The organism is Pedobacter jaeyakensis (assembly GCF_054461315.1).
Window position 1 is genome coordinate 3,907,978 of the sequence record NZ_CM136921.1, and the last position, 23,186, is coordinate 3,931,163.

The following is a 23,186-nucleotide window of genomic DNA, read 5'->3' on the forward strand; positions in this document are numbered from 1 at the left end:
TTGTGACACTAATCTACTTTAACTTGATTTGTCATCAGACTGTGCAGCAGTCAAAAAGTTATTGACCATATATTAACAATGGCTATACTATGGCTTTTGTACGGATTTAGCCGAACCAAACCCGTACAAAAGCCGTACTTATACCGTATTATAGCAAGTGAATACTACTGTACAGACCAAGCACTCTTCAAGATTAAATAGTCGATTTCAACCCCTTAAAATGATTCACTTTTTTCATTTTTATACCAATCTAATTGAAGGGTTGAAATCCAATCCTTCCCAAATGGGGTTGACCTGTTCAAAACGATCAGCTTTGAAACCAAATTTTTTCCCAAACCGTTTTCGGTAAGAAAGTAAGACAAACCTGATTTCTTGTTTTCCCATACGCGATAGGTCTTTCTTACACTGTCGTTATTTTTTACTTCGTTACCGTTTTCATCAAGTTCAATTGCACCTTTGGGCATGTGGGTTTGTTTGAAAACTAAGGTTGCAACTTTAGATGTAAGACTGATCAATGTATCTGTTTGCTGTTGGTTATAAAGCGTTAATTCATAACCTGCTAAGACTTTTTTATCGTTTTGATGAAATAAGACACTGTTTTTGCTTTTTCCCCTCTGACCCGACAGATCAAAATTTTCAAATCGAAGCACTTTTGAACTACTGCTTTTGAAAACTTCAAAACCCAGCATGGTTACGTCATTTTCCTCTTTTGCTTCCGGTTTAATACCCAAGTTGTTTGTCAGGACCTCCAGATTTTCGTTCAATGTTAGCTTTGCCAAATCAAACGGCCCTGAGTTTACAGAGGTTGTGTCACTGTTCTTTGTGGTATCCATTTTTGTGTTCTCTTTTGTGTTGGAATGACAAGCTGCGATTGTCAGACAAAAAAACAAATAAATCTTTTTTTTCATTTGTATAGTGTTTTATAGATGATTAAAGCATTAATGCAAGGATAAAAATATTAAACAGGACAGCCAACCCAAGGCAGGTATACCAACAGATCTTGTTTTTCATTTGTTGATAAAGGGCATACATCTTATAACAGTATAAAGCAGAAGCATAGCAAAAAATTTCGATCAAAAGGTATGCGATCCAAGCGAGGTAATATCCAACTTTATCAGTTGTATACCCCAAAATATCATAGTAATAATCAAATTTATCAGCTGTTTGTGTTGCTGATTTAAGATAAAAGAAATTGAGCTTTTCGCGTGGATCATTCAACTTGCTTAATTCATTTTTAAAAACATAAAAATCCACCTTTTGCCCAGTACCACCTTCTAAAGCATTTATATTGTCCCGTGCGGTATTCAACACCGGCGCATGGTAAGACCTGTTAAAAGAGGCATGGAAAGGTGAAATTTTAAAGTAGTAATGATGCGTTCCTTTGCCCGTATGATCCTGGAAAGAAGCAACTGTCCCCGTTCTTTTTGTAAGCGCGCTACTTAATTGGGAAACTTTCCAAAACAGAACCCCTGTGAATAAAATTGGCAAGACCAATAAGGCAAATAAGGCTATCGTAAATTTAGAGAGGTTACCTTCCGGCTTATACATGGTACCGGTTACGATTACCTCCGCATTCTGTCGGGCCGTATTACTAAACTCTAGCTTTACAATTGTCCCGCTAACCGACCTGATTTTACCAAAAGCACTTTCAAATTGGAGCGTTATAGGTTGATGTTCGTAATTTGCCGGGTCATCAGTGGCGAAAGAAAAAGGGGAACCCAGTAACGGTTGCCGAAACTTTAACTCAAAAAACTGCTGGTCGTGAAGCTGCTGCCCATACCGAAACCCTGACAAATCGGATATCACCATTCCTTTTATAACAATGTTGATTGGATGCTGCATTATAAATAGGTTAATTATCCATCGCTTGTCAATAAACACTACAAAACTGCTTATGTTGTTAATATTATAAATGAAATCTCCAAAGTCAGTTTCCTTTTCGATACATTCCCGGGATTTTCAATATGATTTAATATTGAGGATGAAGGCATTACAGCTTCCTCCCCCGAGTATTATAGCCATAGCGAGGACTCTCTGAGGATTATGGAGGGTTATCAGTCTTAATGCATTGGGCTTGCGAAGGGCCAGTCCACTCAAACTCGCGAAGAGGTAATTAAATGGTATTATACCAGTTACATTACCACTATTGCTAATGATGCTCCGGATGAATCGGAGAAGAAGGTAATTGAGCTAGAAAAGAAATCAATGATCTTTACATTGTTTCAAATTCTTCAGGCGGCGTAAATGTGCATTAGTTATAATTTCAATGGAATCAGTTCTGACTTTAAGTACTTTTAAAGAATTTCCTGAAATTATTAAATGTGTTATATCTGCTATTGCTTCACGTTAATCAACAAAGGTAGGTTACGCATATTCCCAGTGATGTGATGATTTTTATAGAAATCTCCTGTTGTGGAAATTTTAATGCATGGCTTAAGAGTGACTCCGCTACTAACGATGTTTCTTTCAACTTTCCGAATAGTTTATCTACTTCCTGTATCTTTAATACCCTTAAGTCAGCAGTTTCCGAAGCATCGACCATCAGGTTTCCAGTAATCATTTCTTTGGAAGAGGCAGTAGCTTTTACGATAAAGGAACCCGGTGCTTTTATAATTGTTTCTTGAACAACAGAGTGTTATGGCAATAACAATACTCCTAAATAGGTAATTAATTTTGCTTTCATAAATCATAAGAAGTCAAACGGAAAGAAAGAGAGTCAAGCCAAATTAGAAAAATATCAAATATCAAACAATAGCATTCAACTTGGCGCTCATCAACTTGGATACTTCATTAAAATACCGCTTACGTCCATAACCCATCACCCACTGGATGCCTTTAACCGCATTGGTGATGAAAACTTCATCTGCTTCTTTTAGCACTTCCGGATTTATCTGCGCTTCAATCATTGGGATATTGTTCTGTTTGGCAATGCCTGTAACCACACTGCGCATTACTCCTGCCACGCAACCTTCTGAAAGCGCGGGAGTATAAATCTCCTTATTATAAACTACAAATACGTTAGAGCTAATGCTTTCGCACAGAAAGCCTGCATTGTTGAGGATAAATGCATCATCCAGTCCATTTTGTTTTTTGAAAAGGCCCGCCATGATGTAAAGCAAAGAATTGGTGGTCTTAAAGTTGGAAAGCTTATCGGCCGATTTGGTAATCTCATCATAAACATCAACAATAAGCCCCTTTTTGTTCAATTCATAACCGGTATCACTCAAAGAAGTCGCTTCCAATAAATATCCGGTCTTATTGTGCTCCGGGGTATACAAGCCTCCACCCGCACGGTAAACGGAAAGACGCAAACGCGCATCGTCTTTCAGCTTATTCTTACGTGCCAGATCTGTGGCCTTTTGCTTCAAAAAATACTCGTCCATTAACACCGTACCTTCCAATTTAAGTGCTTTCATGCCATTGCTCAACCGATCGGCATGTTGCTCCGGAAACTGGAGCTTACCATTGCATATCCGCATGGTTTCAAATAGGCCATCTCCATACCTAAAGCCCCTGTTTTGAGCGGTAAGTACAGCCTGATCTGTTAAAATAAATTCGCCGTTATGTAGCAGGTATTGTTGTTGCATTTACTGGGGTTGTACGATGTAATTTCTCCATTTATTTAGGGCAGCATCAAAATCTGCCGGAAGTGGCGCTTCAAACTCCATATACTGTTGCGTAGTTGGATGTATAAAGCCCAAAGTTTGCGCATGCAGGGCCTGCCGCGGCATTAGCGTAAACGTGTTCTGCACAAATTGCTTGTACTTGTTAAAGGTGGTGCCTTTAACAATCTTATCGCCGCCGTAATTGGCATCGTTAAACAATGGGTGACCGATGTGCTGCATATGTGCCCTGATTTGGTGTGTGCGACCAGTTTCCAGCTGGCAGCTAATTAATGTTACATAGCCTAAACGTTCGAGCACGGTATAATGTGTTACCGACCACTTACCTTTTTCTTCATCATCGTAAACATCCATAATGATGCGGTTCTTTAAACTGCGACCAATATACCCGCTAACCGTTCCATTTTCAAGGACATCGCCCCAGGCAAGTGCTACATATTTACGAGTTATGGAGTGGTCAAAAAATTGTTTGGCAAGCTTGGTCATGGTAATCTCGTTTTTGCTAATGAGCAACAAACCAGAGGTATCTTTATCTATACGGTGTACTAAACCAGGTCTGCCCTCATTACCCGGCAACTCCGGTAACTGTTCAAAATGAAAGGCAAGCGCGTTCACTAAAGTACCGGTGTAATTGTTAAAGCCCGGGTGTACCACCATACCTGCAGGTTTATTAACCACAAGCAAATCCTTGTCTTCGTAAATGATATCCAGTGGGATATCTTCCGGATAAACTTCAGTATCACGTGGTGGATGCGGAAATACCACTGAAATTTCATCTGCAGGTTTTACTTTATAACTGGCCTTTACGGTACTCTTGTTAACCAGTACATTACCGGCTTCTATTGCATTCTGTATGCGGTTACGGGAGGCATTCTCTACACGGTGCATCAGGAATTTATCAATGCGGAGCAGCGACTGTCCTTTATCTACAACAATGTTCAAATGTTCATACAGTTCCTGATCGTCCAGATCTGCGTAACCTTTTATGTTTTCCATTAAATTTCTGCTTTCTCAATGTTAAGAAAACGTTATCCACAATTAGAAAGCTTGATTCTAACTAAATAGTGGGCTCCGGTTTCATTGTGCAAAACTAATCTTTACAGAGAACATATTTAAAAAAAGAAATTGGCCTGTTTTTTGATGTGCAACGTTTACTGTACCAAAATATTTTAAACATGAAAAACTTTACTGAAAACGTGAAAATAGTGTTGAATTTCTTTCCTTATCTGATCAGGAAAATATATTTCAAACCGTAAGCGCTCTTTCTCCCTTAAAAAGGCTGCTATATTTGTTACCATGTTAACTGATGTATTTAGCCCCTTACAAAGATTGAAACACCCTTCCAGACATCAAATACTGGTAAAAAGAGATGATTTAATCGATCCGTATATATCGGGTAATAAATGGCGCAAACTCAAACACATTTTACTTCAGGTTCAGGATCAAAATAAAGGCCACATCGTTACTTTCGGTGGTGCTTATTCCAACCATTTGGTTGCCACTGCTTCCGCTTGCGCCAGATCAGGCATCAAGAGCACAGCCTTCGTTAGAGGTGAAGCTGTTGATAATGAGATGCTTTTGCTATGCAAATTGTTTGGTATGGAGCTGATTTTTACTGATAGGGAATCCTACCGTAATAAACACCTGTTGTACGACAAGTATTTTCACCAAAACCCAGAAACCTATTTTGTTGATGAAGGCGGTGCTTCTAAAGAAGCCGTGAAAGGCTGTGCAGAGATCATTGCAGAATTGCCCTCAGATATTGATCATTTATTTTGTGCCGCAGGCACCGGAACTACCGCAGCCGGATTGCTCAAAGGTATACAGGATGCAGGCTTAAAAACACAGCTTCATGTAATTCCGGTTTTGAAAGGTGGTGCTTTTATAGCCGAAGAAATTTTAAAATATACTGGCTCTTTGGACCAACTTGTTCTGCATACCGACTATCATTTTGGCGGCTACGCTAAGACTACGCCCGAGTTAATTGCCTATATTAAAGGCTTTGTCGCACAGGAAGGCATGCTAATTGATCCGGTTTATACAGCAAAAATGTTTTTTGCCATTGATGATTTGATGCTAAAAGGAACATTTGGCAAAGATGAAAAGATTGTAGTAGTACATACCGGGGGGCTACTAGGTATAATGGGAATGAAAGACAAACTGTACCGGGATTAATTACCGTCTCCGTTCTTTTTTAATTACTTTTACTAGACACCAAATTAGAGCAGTATGTATCAGCTGAATATAAGTCCGGAACTTGTTAATGAAACGCTTAGTAAACATGTTTTAGCAGATGGTTTTGACCTCACTTATGATATGGAAAAAAGTGATGGTGTGTATATTTACGATTCCAAATACCAGCGCAAGCTACTTGATTTCTTTACCTGCTTTGCTTCTGTTCCACTAGGTTATAACCATCCTAAAATGATTGGCGACGAGGCTTTCAAGAAAAACCTTTTGCAGGCTGCACTTGCCAATCCTTCCAATTCTGATGTGTACACCCAACAGTATGCGCAGTTTGTGGAGACTTTCGGTAAAATAGGAATCCCTTCTTATTTGCCTCACGCTTTCTTTGTTGCGGGCGGCGGATTAGCCGTAGAGAATGCAATTAAAGTGGCTATGGACTGGAAGGTACAAATGAACTTTAGCAAAGGCTACCAACAGGAAAAAGGTTTTAAAGTGCTGCATTTTGAACGTGCTTTTCATGGAAGGACAGGCTATACCCTAAGCCTTACCAACACTTCGCCCGAAAAAACCAAATGGTTTGCCAAGTTCGACTGGCCCAGAATTCCCGTGCCAGCGGTAAAATTCCCTTTAAATGAACAAAATTTAAAGCTTGCTGCAGAAACTGAAAAATTATCTATCGCCCAAGTTAAGCAAGCCTTTGTTGATTTTAAGGATGACATCTGCGCCATCATCATAGAGCCCATACAGTCTGAGGGAGGCGACAACCATTTGAGGGAGGAGTTTTTGGTACAGTTAAAGTCTATAGCTGACGACAATGATGCTTTCTTAATTTATGATGAAGTGCAGACCGGTGTGGGACTTACTGGTAAATTCTGGTGTCACCAGCACTACAGTGAGCAGGCACAGCCAGACATTATTGCTTTTGGCAAAAAGATGCAGGTGTGCGGAATTTTGGTTGGCAATAAGGTTGACGAGGTGGAACGCAATGTTTTTAATGTTTCGTCCAGAATAAATTCTACCTGGGGCGGTAACCTTGTGGATATGGTACGTTCTACTCAGATTTTGCAAATTATTGAGGAAGATCAGTTGTGCGACAATGCCGCAAAAGTTGGCGCTCATCTTCTGGATAGCCTAACTAAGTTGAGTGAACGGTTTGGGCAAATGAGCAATGTGCGTGGAAAAGGTTTGCTTTGTGCATTTGATTTCCCTGATAAGACTACACGTGACGCCTTTATCAAAAAAGGCATGGAAACGAACGTGATGTTTTTAGGCTGCGGAAATCAAACTATACGTTTTAGACCTGCATTATGCATGGACAGCAAACACATTGATGAAGGCATAGCCGTGATGGAAAAAATCTTGCCCTCCCTTTAATAATTAAACGCTTATTTCAAATTGAATAAGCTGTTTACCCCTAAAAGTTTTCTTGAAGTAAAACCTTCGGCGTAGGTTGTTCCTATTGATTTCCCCATCTCTCTCGATCTAGCTATTACACTATCAAAAAATTCTGGTGAAGAGATGTATGTGCCGGGTCCTTCTTCCTGATCGGGATTATAAAACTGTGTTTTGAATGCCTGAATGCATTTTATCTTATCATCAATAAATGGTGTGATGTCTATGATGATGTCTGGCTTGATATAACGATCCTGAATATATTGAAGCACTAATGAAGGTCTCCAGGCTTCTTGAACTACCCCGTCAATTGATGTTTCTACTTTGGAGAGTCCTGAATAAAAACAAGCATCATTTGCAAGGTCTCCTGCCCTTCCATGATCCGGATGCCTATCGTCAAGCGCATTACTGAGCACGATTTCAGGTTGGTACTTACGGATCATTTTGATCACTTCGAGCTGGTGCTGCTCATCATTTTTAAAAAAACCGTCTTTAAATCTTAGGTTTTCGCGGGCATGTATTCCCAATATTTTGGCGGAATCAGCTGCTTCTTGGTCCCTGGTTTCAGCAGTGCCTCGGGTACCAAGTTCACCTCTGGTAAAATCAACTATGCCGACTTTCTTTCCTTCAGCAACGTATTTTAAAATTGTTCCGGAACAACCCAATTCTGCATCATCCGGGTGTACGGCAAGTACAAGTATGTCTAGTTTCATAGTGGCGCTAAAGCAATTTTTGAATCTTCTTCTTTAGTTTTGAAGATTTAGGCTTGGTGAAAGGGAAAAAGTAATCTACCACTTCTCCATCCCGGTTAATAAGGTATTTATGAAAATTCCATCTTGGCGTGGAGACTTTGGTAAGAAATTGATAAAGCGGATGCGCAGCTGCTCCTCTTATCATGATCTTTTCAAATAATGGAAATTTTACACCATGGTTAGTGGTACAGTAATCCGCAATAGCTAATCCTTCTAAAGGCTCTTGTCGGCCGAAATCATTAGATGGGAAACCAAGTACTTCAAAATGATCTGGATTAAACTCGCTATATAACTCCTGTAATTCAGCCAATTGTGGGGCAAAGCCACATCCAGAGGCAATGTTAACTACAAGAAGTACTTTATTTTTATAATCGGAAAGATTTTTTTCGACACCATTGATCAATTTTACCTTGAACTGGTGAATACTTTTTGAGGGATTGGGCATAATTGTTATTGATAAAACCCAGAAGAAACAATGATGGATTCAATGTCCCGATCCGTTTTCGGATCGTAGGTACTCTTCAGGTTGTGCCCAACTACTCGGGCAACAGATTGATATAAAAATGCGGTAATACCGCCCTTAGTCTCTTTAACGATATCGTAAGTAGTGCGACCGAGTTCTCTGTCTATCAGCTTGGTTAGGATTTGTCCCTGGGTAATGGTCAGTTCCTTTATCTCGCGGTTAAACATGTCTTTGATTTCCTTATCGCACTGCTTAACAAATTTCTTTTGTTCTTTTTTGTCGGTAGTTGAGGCCACTTCCTGCTCAAGCTGCTCATACCTTCTTTTGGCATAGAGCGCATAAGGCATCACCTTCATCACATTGTATTTTAAGCGATTGAATGCCGCTTGATCTGCGGGAGTTTTAAATATCCGGTAACCAAAAATAACTACTTCGTTAAGTGGTATCCATGCAATCATTTCGCCATTGTCGTTAGTACCCGCCACCCTGATGGTATCATTTTTACCAAGCACAGGCATTTTTACAGGCACACTACTTACCTGCGCCTTCAGTGAAGTGCTGGCAATAATGACAATTGGCAGAATAAAAAACCTATAAAATTTCATAAATTTATACCCCCGTAAAGGTACGGCTATTTTTACATTTTAGATTTGATTAACTATCTAATGTAATTATTTTACAAATAAATAGCTTTATTTTTTGCGTAAATAAATTACCACAAGAACCATACTAGAAAACAGCATTATTTAAGTTTTATTGTGTGGATTCTATTCGGTTAAAGATAAAATACATTATATTGAAAAAACAAACACAGCCTGAATGAAAAACGCATTGGTAATTGATTTAGAAGCAGAAAAGCAAGAGATCCTGAAAAGGTACAGGGCGCTTTTGCGTGCCTGTAAGCCAACGATGCAACGTGGGGATAAAAAGGAGATCAGGAAAGCTTTCGATATGGCTCTTGAAAGCCACAAAAATATGCGCCGTAAGTCTGGTGAGCCTTACATCTACCATCCTATAGCGGTAGCACAGATTGCTGCTGAGGAAATTGGCCTGGGCACCACCTCTATCGTTTGCGCATTGCTCCATGATGTAGTTGAAGATACGGACATTACCCTGGAAGATATTGAACGCGAGTTTGGAAAAAAAACAGCCAAAATTATTGACGGGCTAACCAAGATATCGGGGGTATTCGACTATAACAGTTCCCTGCAGGCAGAGAACTTTAGAAAGATGCTGCTGACGCTTGCTGATGATGTACGGGTGATTTTGATTAAGCTGGCCGACCGCCTGCACAACATGCGCACCATGGATTTTATGCCTAGACAGAAACAGCTGAAGATTGCTTCTGAAACCATATATCTATATGCGCCATTAGCTCACCGGCTGGGTCTCTACGCGATTAAATCCGAACTGGAAGATCTTTCCATGAAATACCTTGAGCCAGACACGTATAAATACATTGCTACGCAGCTTAATGAGAAAAAAGCAGAACGCACTTTATTTATTAAACGTTTTGTAGAACCAATTAGTGGTATTCTTGCAGAACAAGGTTTGGTAGCAGATATTTATGGAAGGCCTAAATCGATCCATTCCATATGGAACAAGATGAAAAGCAAGAACATTCCTTTTGAGGAGGTTTATGATCTTTTTGCCATCCGCATTATCCTGGACAGCCTGCCTGAGCATGAAAAAGCAGATTGCTGGAAAGCATATTCTATTGTTACCGATTTATACAGGCCTAATCCCGATAGATTGAGGGACTGGGTTTCATCTCCAAAAGGGAATGGATACGAATCGTTACACACCACTGTAATGGGCCCTAAAGGGCAGTGGGTGGAAGTTCAGATCCGCACCCAGCGCATGAACGAAATTGCAGAAAAAGGTTTTGCGGCACATTGGAAATACAAGGAATCTAGTAATGATAATGGTCTGGACCAGTGGATCATGAAGGTTAGGGAGATGCTAAGCAACCCTGAAGCCAACGCGCTTGACTTTTTGGATGATTTTAAGATGAACTTATTCTCTGATGAGATCTTCATTTTTACGCCAAAAGGTGCATTGCTACAATTGCCGTTGGGTGCTACTGCATTGGATTTTGCTTTTGAAATCCATACAGATGTTGGAGCCAAGTGTATTGGCGCAAAGGTAAACCACAAACTTGTTCCGCTTTCCTATAAACTTCAGAATGGAGACCAGGTAGAGATCATCACCTCTGGCAAGCAAACTCCAAAGGAGGACTGGTTAAACATCGTGGTAACCGCAAAAGCCAAATCAAAGATCAAATCTTCACTAAAAGAAGAAAAGCGTAAGATTGCCGAGATGGGAAAGGAATCTTTAGAACGAAAACTAAAATCGTTAAAGATCACCTACAATACAGATAACCTAAACAAGATCAGCTATTTCTTTAAGTTGCCTTCTACCCAGGAGCTGTTTATTTCGGTTGCGCAAGGCAAAATTGAGCTGAAAGACCTAAAAGATTACCTGGCTAGTGAAAAGGAAATAGAGAACAGGGGATCTGGCAGCACCGATCAGCAAAAAATTGAGACCATCCTGAATAAGGTAAAGGGTCCGGAGTATGATACCCTGCTAATTGGTGAGGACCTGCAAAAAATAGATTACACCTTAGCTGCATGTTGTAATCCGATACCGGGAGACGATGTTTTTGGTTTTGTAACCGTAAATGAAGGCATTAAAATACATCGTACCAGTTGCCCTAATGCAGCACAACTAATGGCCAATTATGGTTACCGCGTCATTAAGGCGAAGTGGAACAAGCAGCAGGAATTAACTTTTCTAACAGGTTTGCACATCATAGGAATTGATGATGTAGGCCTGATCAACAACATTACAAAAGTTATATCAAATGATTTTAAGGTAAATATGCGTTCTATTACGGTAGACACAGACAATGGGATTTTTGACGGTTCTATAATGATCTTTGTAAATGACAAGGAACATCTGGACATGCTGATCGAGAACTTGTTGCTGGTAAAAGGTGTTACCGCGGTAACCCGGTTCGACGCTTAAAATACCAACAAATGATTAGCGTTTTATATAAAAATTGATACCTTTGAAAGGAGTTTAAATACTATGTCAACAAACCACAACAGCGAGCTCGTTAGAAAAATATTCGAAGCGTACCTCGAAAACAAAAGCCTGAGGAAAACACCTGAGCGTTTTGCCATACTGGAAGAGATTTACTCAAGAGACGACCACTTTGATGTGGAAACGCTTTATATCCATATGAAGAACCAAAAGTACCGTGTAAGCAGGGCAACTGTTTATAATACATTGGAGCTGCTGGTTTCCTGTGATTTGGTAACGAAGCATCAGTTTGGTAAGAACATGGCTCAGTTTGAAAAATCTTATGGCTACCATCAGCATGATCATATCATTTGTATTGATTGCGGTAAAGTGGTAGAATTCTGCGATCCGCGTGTGCATCAGATACAAAGTATGGTGGGTGACTTGCTTAAGTTTGAGATTAAGCACCATTCCTTAAACCTTTATGGTGTTTGCTTTGATTGCGCTGCAAAGGCATCAATGAACAATCAAAACACCGCGATTAAAAATGCGAGTTAAAAATCCAATTATAAATTTCTATTATTAAATTTTAAGAATGACGCAAGTAGACGTGCTTCTGGGCCTGCAATGGGGCGATGAAGGCAAGGGTAAAATTGTTGACGTATTGAGTCCGCAATATGATTTGATAGCTCGTTTTCAAGGCGGTCCGAATGCCGGGCATACGTTAGAGTTTGATGGCAAAAAGTTTGTACTAAATACCATTCCTTCAGGAATATTTAATGAAAAAACCATGAACCTTATTGGTAATGGTGTGGTGATAGACCCCATCATTTTAAAAAGGGAACTGGATAACCTTAAAGCTGCAGGACATGATCCTATTGCCAAAGGTAAATTGGTTATTGCCCGTAAGGCGCATTTAATCCTTCCTACCCACCAGTTACTGGATGCTGCCAATGAGCAGAAAATGGGCAAGAACAAAATTGGTTCTACATTGAAAGGTATAGGGCCTACATATATGGATAAGACCGGACGTAATGGATTAAGAGTGGGTGATACTACCCTTCCTGATTTTAGGGAGCGTTACGACAAGCTTGTTGAAAAGCATAAAGAGCTTCTGTCTCATTACAAGTTTGAGTACGAACTTGCTGAAAAAGAAGCTGCATTTTTTGAAGCAATTGAGTTTATTAAAAGCATCCCGCATGTAGATAGTGAGCACTATGTGAACGGTTTCCTTAAAGACGGTAAAACGGTATTGGCAGAGGGTGCACAAGGTACATTGCTTGATGTTGATTTCGGCTCCTATCCATTTGTAACTTCATCAAATACGACCACAGCAGGTGCATGTACGGGTTTAGGGATTGCCCCAAACAAAGTTGGCGCAGTATATGGCATCTTTAAAGCTTATTGTACTCGTGTTGGCGGCGGACCTTTCCCTACTGAACTGGACAACGAGGTGGGTGAGACTTTACGTTCAGTCGGTCATGAATTTGGTGCAACAACTGGTCGCGCACGCAGATGCGGCTGGATTGATTTGCCGGCTTTGAAATACGCGATTATGCTGAACGGTGTAACTGAACTGATCATGATGAAGGCAGATGTATTGGATGGCTTTGATACCATCTATGCATGCACACATTATGAGCACAATGGGGAGACGATTGATTATATGCCTTACGATATCATAACTGTACAGCCTACACCTGTATTGAAAGAGATTGCAGGCTGGAAAACTGATGTAACCAAGATTACCAAAGTGGATGAAATACCTTCACAACTGTCTGACTACATTGCTTTCCTTGAAAAAGAATTAGATGTTCCTGTTAAATATTTATCTGTTGGACCAGATAGGACACAGACTTTAATTTTAAACTAGAATTTCCCAACGAGCACAATAGAGAGGCGGCAATTTGCCGCCTTTTTTGTAGCCGCTCATAGCTGCATATTATATACATTTGCTAAAGCAATGAAAATACCGGATCTGGATCTGTTTAAAAGAAAGGCACTGAAATGGGCAGACCGCTTTGATGTTTGCTGTTATCTGGACTCCAATCAATACAGTGATCCCTATGGAAAGTATGACTTTTTAATCGCTGCAGGCATAAAAAGAGAACTTAAGGCTAGTATTGGTGGTGCTTTTGATGCATGGAAAGCCTTTGTTGATGAAAATGCAACATGGATGTTTGGAATGCTTAGCTATGACCTAAAAAATGAAATTGAGCAGCTCCACTCTGGAAAACCAGACCGACTTGGATTCCCTGACCTATACTTCTTTGTACCGGAATACTTAATTGGCGGTAGAGGCGATGAAATGAGCGTAATAATTGGTGAAACAGCGTTATTAACTTCTATCAATGAAATAGAGCTAAGGGAAGGGGTTTCTGAAGGACAAAGCCCGAACGGATCAATTGAAATAAGACCTAAGATTACTAAACAGACCTACCTTTCTTCCGTAAAGGAACTACAACAACATATCTTACGAGGTGATGTGTATGAGACCAATTTTTGTCAGGAGTTTTTTGCAGAACATGCCCAAATAGAGCCAGTAGAAGTATATCTCAGACTAAGCGAGCTTTCCCCTACCCCATTTTCGGGCTATTTTAAATGGTATAAAAAATATATTCTATCTGCAAGTCCGGAACGCTTCCTCTGCAAAAGGGGAAATCGACTGATCTCTCAACCAATAAAGGGAACTGCGAAGCGGAGTACTGATGAAGTGGAGGATAATCAAAACAGGCTGGCGCTTAAACATGACATTAAAGAGCAATCAGAGAATGTAATGATTGTAGACCTGGTGAGGAACGACCTGACTAAAAGCGCAGTTAAAGGAAGTGTGGTGGTTAATGAACTTTTTGGAATCTATGCATTCCCTCAAGTTTACCAAATGATATCGACAATAAGCTGTGAGCTGGATCAGGGCATTCATTTTATAGATGCGATCAAAAACGCATTCCCTATGGGATCAATGACAGGTGCGCCTAAGTTGAGGGCAATGCAGTTAATTGAAGACGCTGAATTTAGTAAACGAGGGATGTATTCTGGTGCCATGGGGTATATAGACCCTGCCAGAGACTTCGATTTTAATGTGATTATCAGGTCTTTATTGTATGATACTGAAGCGCATTATTTATCATTTCAGGTTGGTGGCGCAATTACTTATGCTGCTAACGCGGAAGCTGAATATGAAGAATGCCTGCTAAAAGCATCCGCAATGATAAGAACACTAGAACAATAAAGAGGTACAAACGTCATTGCGAGGTAGGAAGCAATCACCTGGGCCTGATGAGATTGCTTCATACCTCGCAATGACGCCGCGAACGGCTGCTCGCATGGACGACCGAATTATTATAAGTGACGGCCGAACTACATGGATTACATTTTACTTGATCGGTTTCCCGGTGCTTGATTTATAATATTTCTGTGCTTCAGGTAAAGCATTTTGTATCCTTCCGATACGGGTTGCATCACTAGGGTGTGTACTTAAGAATTCTGGTGGTTTTTGACCTGATCCTGAAGCTGAAGACATTCTTTGCCAGAAGGCAACTGCATTTTGAGGATTGTAACCAGCCATCGCCATAAAAATAAGTCCTAACCTATCTGCTTCAAGTTCCTGGTTCCTACCGTAGCTCAACATCGCTAGAGGGGCTCCTACACCATAAAGGGTATTAAAAACAGATTGCCTTTTCGGATTGTTAGCGGTTGCTACGTTCCCCAATGTTCCTAAACCCTGACTAACCATTTGTTGCGACATCCTTTCGGCTGAGTGACCAGCAATAGCATGTGCGATTTCATGGCCCAACACGGTAGCAAGACCAGCATCATCCTTTGTTACCGGTAAGATACCAGTGTAGACTACAATCTTACCACCCGGCATACACCATGCATTTAGTTCCTTATTCTGGACCACGTTAACTTCCCATTGGTAATCTTTAATAAGATCACCATAGTTATTGGCATTCATGTAAGTTTTTACGGCATTAATTAAGCTGTTACCAACACGTTTAACCTGAATGGCTTGTGCACTCGAAGCTGATAATACTGTAGCTCTATTCTCAGTAAGAAATTCGCCATATGCCTGAAAAGCCATTGGCAAAACTTGAGAATCATCGACCAAATTTAGTCGGCTACGGCCTGTTAGTGGCACGGTTGTACATGAGGAAATGGCTAAGCTGATAGAAGCCAAGCTGAGAATCATTATCTTTTTCATAGATTTAGTTAACTAAGTTTTTTCTTGAACAGATAAACTTTTGATTCTTTGCCTTTGAGTAATCGTTCGAGGTTCTTCTGGTGTGTGATGAGTATTAAAATACAAACACACATTCCGTAAAGTACTTCTGACTTAATTGAGGACTGTAATACGAATATTATGCTGAGCGGAAAGGTAAAACCTGCGCAGATTGAGCTTAATGAAACATATTTAGTGGCCAACAACACTACAACAAAAACAAGAACGCAAAACATAGCTGCCGGAAAGTTAACTGCCAAAATCATTCCAAAAAGGGTGGCTACTCCTTTCCCTCCCCTGAACCCGGCAAATACCGGGAATAAATGGCCCATGACCGCGGTAACACCTAACGCTAGTTCGTAATTGATAAATTGTGAAGAATGCTGAGGACCAGTTACCGATAGACCTATAAAATAGGCAAGTTTAGTAGCAGTGTATCCTTTTGCGATATCTATGGTCATAACCGCAATTCCAGCCTTCTTACCTAACACACGAAAAGTGTTGGTCGCTCCGGCGTTACCGCTACCGTATTCCCTGACATCTACTCCATAAAAAGCTTGTCCAAGCCACACTGCCGTTGGAATGGATCCAAACAAGTAGGCTAGAAGAACGGCTGAAATAGAATAGATTGATATCATACTCTAGAAGGCTTTTAAGCTCATGTCTAAACTCTTAACGGAGTGGGTTAAGGCACCCATAGATATAAAATCAACTCCACAAGCTGCGTATTCCACAATATTGGCCTCAGTAATACCACCAGATGCTTCAGTGATATACCGGCCGTCTATTAATTCAATAGCCGCTTTAAGTTCAGAAGGTTCAAAATTATCAAGCATGATACGATTTACATTTCCAGTCTCTAGTACAGTTTGTAATTCAGAAATGTTTCTTACCTCTATTTCGATTTGTAAATTTTTGTTCTTTTCCTTTAGATAAAGATTTGCCGCCTGGATCGCATTGCTGATACCTCCAGCATAATCAACATGATTGTCCTTAATCAATATCATGTCGTAAAGTCCAATTCTGTGGTTAACCCCACCGCCGATCCGGACCGCCCACTTTTCCAATAACCTTAGTCCGGGAGTTGTTTTACGAGTATCCAGAAGTTTCGTGTTGTATCCTGAAAGTGACCTAACAATTTGGTTGGTTTTGGTTGCTATACCACTCATTCGTTGCATACAGTTTAATACTAACCTTTCAGCTAAAAGTATGCTGTGTACGCTACCAGAAACCGTTAGTGCAATATCCCCATAGACAACAGATTGCCCGTCGTGAATCAATTCTTCCACCTGAAGTTTGCTGTCTATAAAATTAAAAATGAGGAGTGCAAGCTCAACACCTGCAATAATTCCGTCTTCTTTTACAATGAGTTTTGCTTTTCCTGTTGCGCCTGCAGGAATGGTTGAGAGTGAAGTATGGTCGCCATCGCCAAGGTCTTCAGCTACTGCATTTTTTATGAATAGATCTATGATTTGCTTATCCAAAACTTAAATTTAAATCCAAAAATAGCATTTTGCTGCTATTTCTCGGCCTCTATTTTCAATTCTGTAATAAAAAAAACGTTAGCAGATTTTTTTAAAGTGATGGAAACCCGGAAGGTGCCGTTCTTAGTTACCAGAGATAATGCACCGTAACGAAAGTTTGGATTGGTATTAAGGCGATGGATGACAGTGGACTTTACTGGCTGATATTTGTTAAAAAAACTACGTAAAATTTGCTCGGCCTGTGCTTTAGAGTAGACATCTTCTTCATCAATGATGATTAAGTCTACAGTAGGCGAGAAACTAGATGCGATCTCTTTTGAACTTGCCGACTTAAAATTGGCACATAGATCGTCTATAATATCGCCTTGAGTGACGTTATACGCGGGAAAATGAAAAAACAAAACAATAAATGTTATTAAAGATTTCATAAACACTGCACAACTAACAACCTACTTGCACACAAATTATGCCATTTATCTTATCTTAAAGTGGATTTCTTAACATAAAAAGAGGAGAATAGGTTTATCTTTGCATTATTAAATAGCAAACATTGTAACTCTAATGAATAATAAAAAAGTAGTTCTGCTTATTCTTGACGGTTGGGGATATGGCAAAAAGGACAGTTCTGATGCCGCACATATGGCCAACACACCTTTTTTTGATAACTTATTAGATGCCTATCCAAACTCAAAGCTGGAAGCCTCAGGAGAAGCAGTAGGACTACCTGAAGGACAAATGGGCAACTCTGAAGTCGGCCATATGAACCTCGGGGCCGGAAGAGTCGTGTACCAGGAACTTGGCAGGATCAATAAAGCAATTAGCGACAAAACTTTACACAGCAATAAGGCGTTGCTGGATGCTTTCAGCTATGCAAAAGAAAATAATAAAGCAGTACATTTTATCGGACTGGTGTCTGACGGAGGAGTTCATGCACACATTAATCACCTGAAAGCACTTTGTGATGCTGCTGGAGAACAAGGTTTGAGCGATGTTTTTATCCATGGCTTCCTGGATGGCAGGGATACTGACCCTAATTCTGGCTTGAATTTTATCAAAGACCTTGAACATCATTTAGCAACCTCAACAGGCAAGATTGCCAGTTTGATTGGGAGATATTACGCAATGGACAGGGATACAAGATGGGAACGCGTTAAGTTGGCCTATGACCTGTTAACTAAAGGAGAAGGACAGAAAGTGCATGATCCGATTGACGCAATATCACAATCTTATAAGGAAGGTATCACCGACGAATTCATTAAACCGATTGTGGTAGCAAATGAAGATGGCAGCCCTGTATCAGTGATCAAAGCTGATGATGTGGTGATCTGTTTCAATTATCGTACAGATAGAGGAAGAGAAATTACATCGGTACTTAGCCAGGCTGATTATCCCGATTTTGGCATGTACAAGTTACCGCTCTACTATGTAACAATGACCACTTACGACGAAAGTTTTAAAGGGGTAAGAGTTGTATTTACAAAAGATGATCTTACGCAAACACTTGGTGAAGTGTTGGAAGCAAATCATAAAAAACAGATTCGCATTGCGGAAACAGAAAAATATCCACATGTTACTTTCTTTTTCTCAGGAGGAAGAGAGTTAGAATTTAAAGATGAGAAGCGAATATTGATCCCATCTCCAAAGGTGGCAACATACGACCTTCAACCAGAGATGAGTGCAGCGGGGATTACAGAAGCGATAACCAAAGAGTTAAAAGCCGGGTGGCCTGATTTTGTTTGCCTTAACTTTGCAAATCCTGATATGGTTGGCCATACCGGGGTTTTCGATGCGGTAGTAAAAGCTGTGGAGACTGCAGATAGTTGCGCTGAAGCGGTTGTAAAGACTGGAATAGAGAACGGGTATTCCTTCATTATCCTTGCTGATCATGGAAACTCAGAATATATGATTAATAATGATGGATCTGCAAACACCGCGCACACTACCAATCTCGTTCCATGTATTCTGATTGACAATGACTTCAAGTCAATAAAAGATGGCAAACTAGGTGATGTTGCTCCAACCATTTTAACAATCATGGGAATTGCTATTCCTGATATCATGACTGGGGATGTATTGGTATAAATGAGGAAAAGAGTATTAATATCTTTTATTATAATAGCATTTTATGGATGTCAAAGTAAGGATGGTCCCGTTATTACGAAGGTAGATCCTTACTTTGATCTTAAAACTTACATTAATACTGAAGCAGACCGGTTAAGCAAAGCCAATCTGAGCGTTGACAAAACGGTAGCTGTAAATGGCTTAGCGGAGACCAAGAAACTGAAAATAGTCGATTGGAAATCTGAATTAAGTATATTTTCAAATACTGAGATTAACCGCGCTTCCTGGAAAGGTCTTTTTAAAGTAGAAAGTAATAAAAACTTAGTTATTTATAGATCTGATAATGACAAAGTACCGGTTAAAGAACTATGCGTATTCTTAAATGGCAATCACATAAAAGGAATTACGGCAGTTGTTAAAAATAGCAATTTACTTTACACCTCGATCGATAGCTTAAGTTATTTTGCGGACAGTGCATATCAGGTTAAAAAGCAACAAGATATTAGATTTTTGGCCAAGAAGACCTATCTGATATCTGGTAAATTTACTCGTTGAGTATTATTTTAAGCTGGTAATCTGAGCCTTTACGTAAGTGATTAAGTTAGTGATGTCTGCCCGTTGAGGTTGCACCACAAGAATCTTTTGGAAATCTGATACGGAATTGTTGAACAAAGTAATACAAGCTGCTTTATCAACCGCTTTTTTAATCTTGTACGATTTGTAAATCGCGTAATCTTTATAAGCCAAACCCCTGTTTTGAAGTAATTGAGCATCTTCTTCCCCATTGAGCTCTATAGCTTTTGAAAAATCTTTAACTGCAGACAGGTAAAAACTCTCTCTCATCTGGTTTAAAGACTCCCGAGGATCATTGGCAACTTGCAAGCGAGCTTTACCTCTATAGTAATAGGCCGAATAATCTGCCGGTTTAAGCGTTATATAACGACTGTAAGTAGAAACGGCGTTCTCAAAATTACCGCATTGATAATAAGAGTACCCAAGCATTTTTAAGACATTGGCATTGTTAGGATCTTTTGTATCTGCCTTTTCCAACTGGGAAACTGCCGCCTTAAAATCACCTTTCATCATTAGAGCCTGAAAACCGAGCTTATCATAGCTATTGCTTTGTGCAATACTTTGCGATGTTAAAAAAACGAGAAACAATAAAAAAGTCTGTTTGAAATAGTTCATTTAAGTTTACTTAATAGAATATAAATATATTTAGTTTTGACCTAATACCCCAATAATCATTGAAACTAATTTAAGGTAACAGGAAAAGTTGTTAACAGACAACTATCGTACCATTAAACTCGTTCCTAAACAACGTAAATAAACTGGAAATATGATAAGGGTAAAGATTTTAATTTTACTCCTGACTTTTTAACATGTAAAATCTTTTAACAACGTTTTGGCACAGGAGTTGAAAATATAGATAATCTGTATAAATAATAAAATTAGAGAACGACGGCTGTCAGATTGTCGTTATTAATATAAAGAAACGATTTAATGAGTAAACAAGATCATTTTGACTTTAGTAATGCATTACCTATCATAAACGAAGACACTGAATTCTTCCCGCTAATGTCTCAGCAGGATGAGGATGAAATGAACAATGAAGAGACACCAGAAATCCTGCCAATACTTCCGCTAAGGAATACAGTTTTGTTCCCCGGAGTTGTTATACCCATCACTGTTGGCAGAGATAAATCGATTAAGCTTATAAAAGAAGCCTACAAAGGAGATAAAATAATTGGGGTTGTTTCGCAACGGGATGTTTCTATTGAGGATCCAACTTTTGAACAACTCAACAGTGTCGGGACTGTTGCACACATTATTAAAATGCTGCAGATGCCTGACGGAAATACAACTGTTATTATCCAGGGTAAACAGCGTTTCACATTAATAGAGGAGGTTCAATCCGAGCCCTATATAAAGGTGAGCGTATCTAAGTTTAGTGAAACCAAGACTAAACCTGATAAAGAATTCAAGGCCCTGGTAGCATCAATAAAAGAGATGTCTTCACAGATCATCCAATTGTCTCCAAATATCCCAAGCGAGGCTGGAATTGCACTTAAGAACATTGAAAGCACTTCGTTCCTGATCAACTTCATCTCGTCTAACATGAATGCAGATGTTTCCGATAAGCAAAAGATGCTTGAAATGATCAACCTGCGTGATAGGGCGATGATGGTTATGGAATTGCTTACCCTCGAATTGCAGATGTTGGAGTTGAAAAATCAAATACAGTCTAAAGTTAGAACAGACCTTGATAAGCAGCAAAGAGATTATTTTCTAAATCAACAATTAAAGACCATACAAGAGGAACTTGGTGGAAACTCCTCTGATTTGGAATACGAGGCTTTACAAACCGGTGCAAAAAAGAAGAAGTGGGCAGTTCATGTTAAAGATCACTTCAATAAAGAGCTGGAAAAATTGGGAAGGATGAATCCTGCTGCTCCAGATTATTCTGTACAGATCAATTACCTGGAGCTTTTGCTTGATTTACCTTGGAACGATTTTACTAAAGATAATTTTGATCTGAGACGTGCGCAAAAAACGCTTGATAAAGATCACTTCGGGCTGGAAAAGGTTAAAAAACGTATTATAGAATATTTGGCGGTGCTGAAGCTAAAAAAAGACATGAAAGCACCAATTATATGTTTGGTTGGCCCTCCGGGTGTTGGTAAAACTTCATTAGGAAAGTCAATTGCAAAAGCATTGAATAGGAAATACGTAAGAATGGCCTTGGGCGGCATACGTGACGAGGCTGAGATTCGTGGGCATCGAAAAACTTACATTGGCGCAATGCCTGGAAGGATTATCCAATCTATAAAAAAAGCAGGAGCTGCTAATCCTGTTTTCGTGCTTGATGAAATTGATAAGGTTGGATCCGATCAACGCGGAGATCCTTCATCAGCATTGCTTGAAGTTTTGGATCCGGAACAGAATAGTGCCTTTAACGATCATTATGTTGAAGCTGATTACGATCTTTCTAATGTACTTTTCATAGCAACAGCCAATTCGCTGAGCTCCATACAACCTGCGTTGTTAGACAGGATGGAGATTATTGAAGTGAACGGCTACACGATTGAGGAGAAGATTGAGATTGCAAAAAAATACCTGTTGCCAAAACAAAAAGAACAACACGGTATCAAGACCAAAGACATTAACTTGAAAAGTAGTCTCATAGAAAAAGTAATTGAAGATTACACGAGGGAATCTGGAGTGCGTGGTCTGGAGAAAAAAATTGGATCTCTTGTACGTGGGGTGGCTACAAAAATAGCTATGGAGGAAGAATACGAGCCTAATTTGAATTACGCAGATGTGGAACGTATTCTGGGCGCACCAGTATATGATAAAGATTTGTACGAGGGCAACGAAGTGGCCGGAGTAGTAACTGGTTTAGCGTGGACTCAGGTAGGCGGTGATATTTTATTTATAGAAGCAAGTTTAAGCCCGGGCAAAGGAAAATTGACACTTACTGGAAATCTTGGTGATGTTATGAAGGAATCTGCCATTATAGCCCTTGCTTATCTACGCGCACATGCTGATCTTTTTGAAATTGACAACCTCTTGTTTGAACAATGGGATATACATGTGCATGTTCCTGCTGGAGCTACACCTAAAGATGGGCCTTCTGCGGGCATTACCATGTTAACTGCCCTTACTTCTGCATTTACGCAAAGAAAAGTTAAATCAAACCTGGCTATGACCGGAGAGATTACCTTAAGGGGTAAAGTTTTACCTGTGGGCGGAATCAAAGAGAAAATACTGGCCGCAAAAAGAGCAGACATTAAAGACATCATTTTGTCTAAATCTAACCGTAAGGATATCCTTGAAATTAAAGAAAGTTATATTAAAGATCTTACTTTCCATTACGTTTCTGAAATGAAAGAAGTGATTGACCTGGCGCTTACGAAGGACAAAGTAAAGAACCCACAGAATTTAACGCCTAAGCGTGACGCAATTGCAAACTAGTGT

Annotated in this window: 22 protein-coding genes; 9 read left to right on the forward strand and 13 right to left on the reverse strand. The window is 39.7% G+C overall.

The genetic code is table 11. From position 1 onward, the window contains the following. Positions 1–215: 215 nt before the first annotated feature. The 5 genes from ACXZ1K_RS17360 to ACXZ1K_RS17380 all read right to left on the reverse strand — a co-directional run bounded on the left by ACXZ1K_RS17360 (position 216) and on the right by ACXZ1K_RS17380 (position 4,619). On the reverse strand, positions 216–908 hold the full coding sequence (locus ACXZ1K_RS17360) for a hypothetical protein (RefSeq protein WP_458970947.1): 693 nt from the start codon (positions 906–908) through the stop codon (positions 216–218). Positions 909–930: 22 nt separating this feature from the next. Continuing rightward, entirely contained in the window at positions 931–1,842 is a 912-nt protein-coding gene (locus ACXZ1K_RS17365) for a hypothetical protein (RefSeq protein ID WP_458970948.1), read from the reverse strand. 508 nt (positions 1,843–2,350) lie between these two features. Then, the gene (locus ACXZ1K_RS17370; RefSeq protein WP_458970949.1) at positions 2,351–2,560 is read right to left on the reverse strand and encodes a hypothetical protein; all 210 of its coding nucleotides are present in this window, start codon (positions 2,558–2,560) and stop codon (positions 2,351–2,353) included. 184 nt (positions 2,561–2,744) lie between these two features. Further along, positions 2,745–3,587 (reverse strand): aminotransferase class IV, encoded by an 843-nt coding sequence (locus tag ACXZ1K_RS17375; protein ID WP_458970950.1) that lies wholly within the window; start codon positions 3,585–3,587, stop codon positions 2,745–2,747. Continuing rightward, positions 3,588–4,619, reverse strand: a complete 1,032-nt coding sequence (locus ACXZ1K_RS17380; RefSeq protein WP_458970951.1) for an RluA family pseudouridine synthase — start codon at positions 4,617–4,619, stop codon at positions 3,588–3,590. A 300-nt stretch (positions 4,620–4,919) separates the two neighbouring features. On the opposite strand from ACXZ1K_RS17380, the gene ACXZ1K_RS17385 reads away from it, so the two are divergent. Both ACXZ1K_RS17385 and lat read left to right on the forward strand, forming a co-directional pair. Next, positions 4,920–5,798 (forward strand): 1-aminocyclopropane-1-carboxylate deaminase/D-cysteine desulfhydrase, encoded by an 879-nt coding sequence (locus tag ACXZ1K_RS17385; protein WP_458970952.1) that lies wholly within the window; start codon positions 4,920–4,922, stop codon positions 5,796–5,798. Positions 5,799–5,852: 54 nt separating this feature from the next. Continuing rightward, positions 5,853–7,184 carry an L-lysine 6-transaminase gene (lat, locus tag ACXZ1K_RS17390; RefSeq protein ID WP_458970953.1) on the forward strand — a complete coding sequence of 444 codons (1,332 nt, stop codon included), beginning with the start codon at positions 5,853–5,855 and terminating at the stop codon, positions 7,182–7,184. Between the two features lie 11 nt (positions 7,185–7,195). Here lat and bshB1 read toward each other — a convergent pair whose 3' ends face one another. Genes bshB1 through ACXZ1K_RS17405 form a run of 3 tightly spaced genes read right to left on the reverse strand, consistent with a single transcriptional unit; the run spans position 7,196 to position 9,022 of the window. Beyond that, positions 7,196–7,915, reverse strand: coding sequence for a bacillithiol biosynthesis deacetylase BshB1 (gene bshB1 / locus ACXZ1K_RS17395; protein ID WP_458970954.1), 720 nt, complete (start codon positions 7,913–7,915; stop codon positions 7,196–7,198). A gap of 7 nt (positions 7,916–7,922) precedes the next feature. Beyond that, complete coding sequence (locus tag ACXZ1K_RS17400) at positions 7,923–8,399, reverse strand: glutathione peroxidase (RefSeq protein ID WP_458970955.1); 477 nt, start codon at positions 8,397–8,399, stop codon at positions 7,923–7,925. Positions 8,400–8,404: 5 nt separating this feature from the next. Further along, entirely contained in the window at positions 8,405–9,022 is a 618-nt protein-coding gene (locus tag ACXZ1K_RS17405; protein WP_458970956.1) for a DUF4294 domain-containing protein, read from the reverse strand. 214 nt (positions 9,023–9,236) lie between these two features. Between ACXZ1K_RS17405 and ACXZ1K_RS17410 the strand changes: the two genes are divergently transcribed. The 4 genes from ACXZ1K_RS17410 (at position 9,237) to ACXZ1K_RS17425 (ending at position 14,673) form a co-directional block, all read left to right on the forward strand. Further along, positions 9,237–11,444: a RelA/SpoT family protein gene (locus ACXZ1K_RS17410; RefSeq protein WP_458970957.1), complete on the forward strand. Its 2,208-nt coding sequence runs from the start codon at positions 9,237–9,239 to the stop codon at positions 11,442–11,444. A 63-nt stretch (positions 11,445–11,507) separates the two neighbouring features. Next, the gene (locus ACXZ1K_RS17415) at positions 11,508–11,999 is read left to right on the forward strand and encodes a Fur family transcriptional regulator (protein WP_458970958.1); all 492 of its coding nucleotides are present in this window, start codon (positions 11,508–11,510) and stop codon (positions 11,997–11,999) included. 37 nt (positions 12,000–12,036) lie between these two features. Then, complete coding sequence (locus ACXZ1K_RS17420) at positions 12,037–13,314, forward strand: adenylosuccinate synthase (protein WP_458970959.1); 1,278 nt, start codon at positions 12,037–12,039, stop codon at positions 13,312–13,314. A gap of 90 nt (positions 13,315–13,404) precedes the next feature. Beyond that, positions 13,405–14,673, forward strand: a complete 1,269-nt coding sequence (locus tag ACXZ1K_RS17425; protein WP_458970960.1) for an anthranilate synthase component I family protein — start codon at positions 13,405–13,407, stop codon at positions 14,671–14,673. 144 nt (positions 14,674–14,817) lie between these two features. On the opposite strand, the gene ACXZ1K_RS17430 is transcribed toward ACXZ1K_RS17425, so the two are convergent. From ACXZ1K_RS17430 to ACXZ1K_RS17445, 4 genes are read right to left on the reverse strand one after another with little or no spacing between them, the layout of a single operon-like run. Beyond that, positions 14,818–15,645: a M48 family metallopeptidase gene (locus tag ACXZ1K_RS17430; RefSeq protein ID WP_458970961.1), complete on the reverse strand. Its 828-nt coding sequence runs from the start codon at positions 15,643–15,645 to the stop codon at positions 14,818–14,820. A gap of 8 nt (positions 15,646–15,653) precedes the next feature. Beyond that, positions 15,654–16,301 (reverse strand): glycerol-3-phosphate 1-O-acyltransferase PlsY, encoded by a 648-nt coding sequence (gene plsY / locus ACXZ1K_RS17435; protein WP_458970962.1) that lies wholly within the window; start codon positions 16,299–16,301, stop codon positions 15,654–15,656. 3 nt (positions 16,302–16,304) lie between these two features. Further along, positions 16,305–17,147: a carboxylating nicotinate-nucleotide diphosphorylase gene (gene nadC, locus ACXZ1K_RS17440; protein WP_458970963.1), complete on the reverse strand. Its 843-nt coding sequence runs from the start codon at positions 17,145–17,147 to the stop codon at positions 16,305–16,307. 35 nt (positions 17,148–17,182) lie between these two features. After that, positions 17,183–17,575, reverse strand: a complete 393-nt coding sequence (locus tag ACXZ1K_RS17445; protein WP_458970964.1) for a DUF4783 domain-containing protein — start codon at positions 17,573–17,575, stop codon at positions 17,183–17,185. Positions 17,576–17,708: 133 nt separating this feature from the next. Between ACXZ1K_RS17445 and gpmI the strand changes: the two genes are divergently transcribed. Next, positions 17,709–19,229, forward strand: coding sequence for a 2,3-bisphosphoglycerate-independent phosphoglycerate mutase (gene gpmI / locus ACXZ1K_RS17450; protein ID WP_458970965.1), 1,521 nt, complete (start codon positions 17,709–17,711; stop codon positions 19,227–19,229). After that, positions 19,230–19,763 carry a hypothetical protein gene (locus ACXZ1K_RS17455; protein ID WP_458970966.1) on the forward strand — a complete coding sequence of 178 codons (534 nt, stop codon included), beginning with the start codon at positions 19,230–19,232 and terminating at the stop codon, positions 19,761–19,763. A 3-nt stretch (positions 19,764–19,766) separates the two neighbouring features. On the opposite strand, the gene ACXZ1K_RS17460 is transcribed toward ACXZ1K_RS17455, so the two are convergent. Next, the gene (locus ACXZ1K_RS17460; protein ID WP_458970967.1) at positions 19,767–20,396 is read right to left on the reverse strand and encodes a tetratricopeptide repeat protein; all 630 of its coding nucleotides are present in this window, start codon (positions 20,394–20,396) and stop codon (positions 19,767–19,769) included. 315 nt (positions 20,397–20,711) lie between these two features. Here ACXZ1K_RS17460 and lon point away from each other — a divergent pair, with 315 nt between their 5' ends. Then, positions 20,712–23,183, forward strand: coding sequence for an endopeptidase La (lon, locus tag ACXZ1K_RS17465; RefSeq protein ID WP_458970968.1), 2,472 nt, complete (start codon positions 20,712–20,714; stop codon positions 23,181–23,183). Positions 23,184–23,186: the final 3 nt, after the last annotated feature.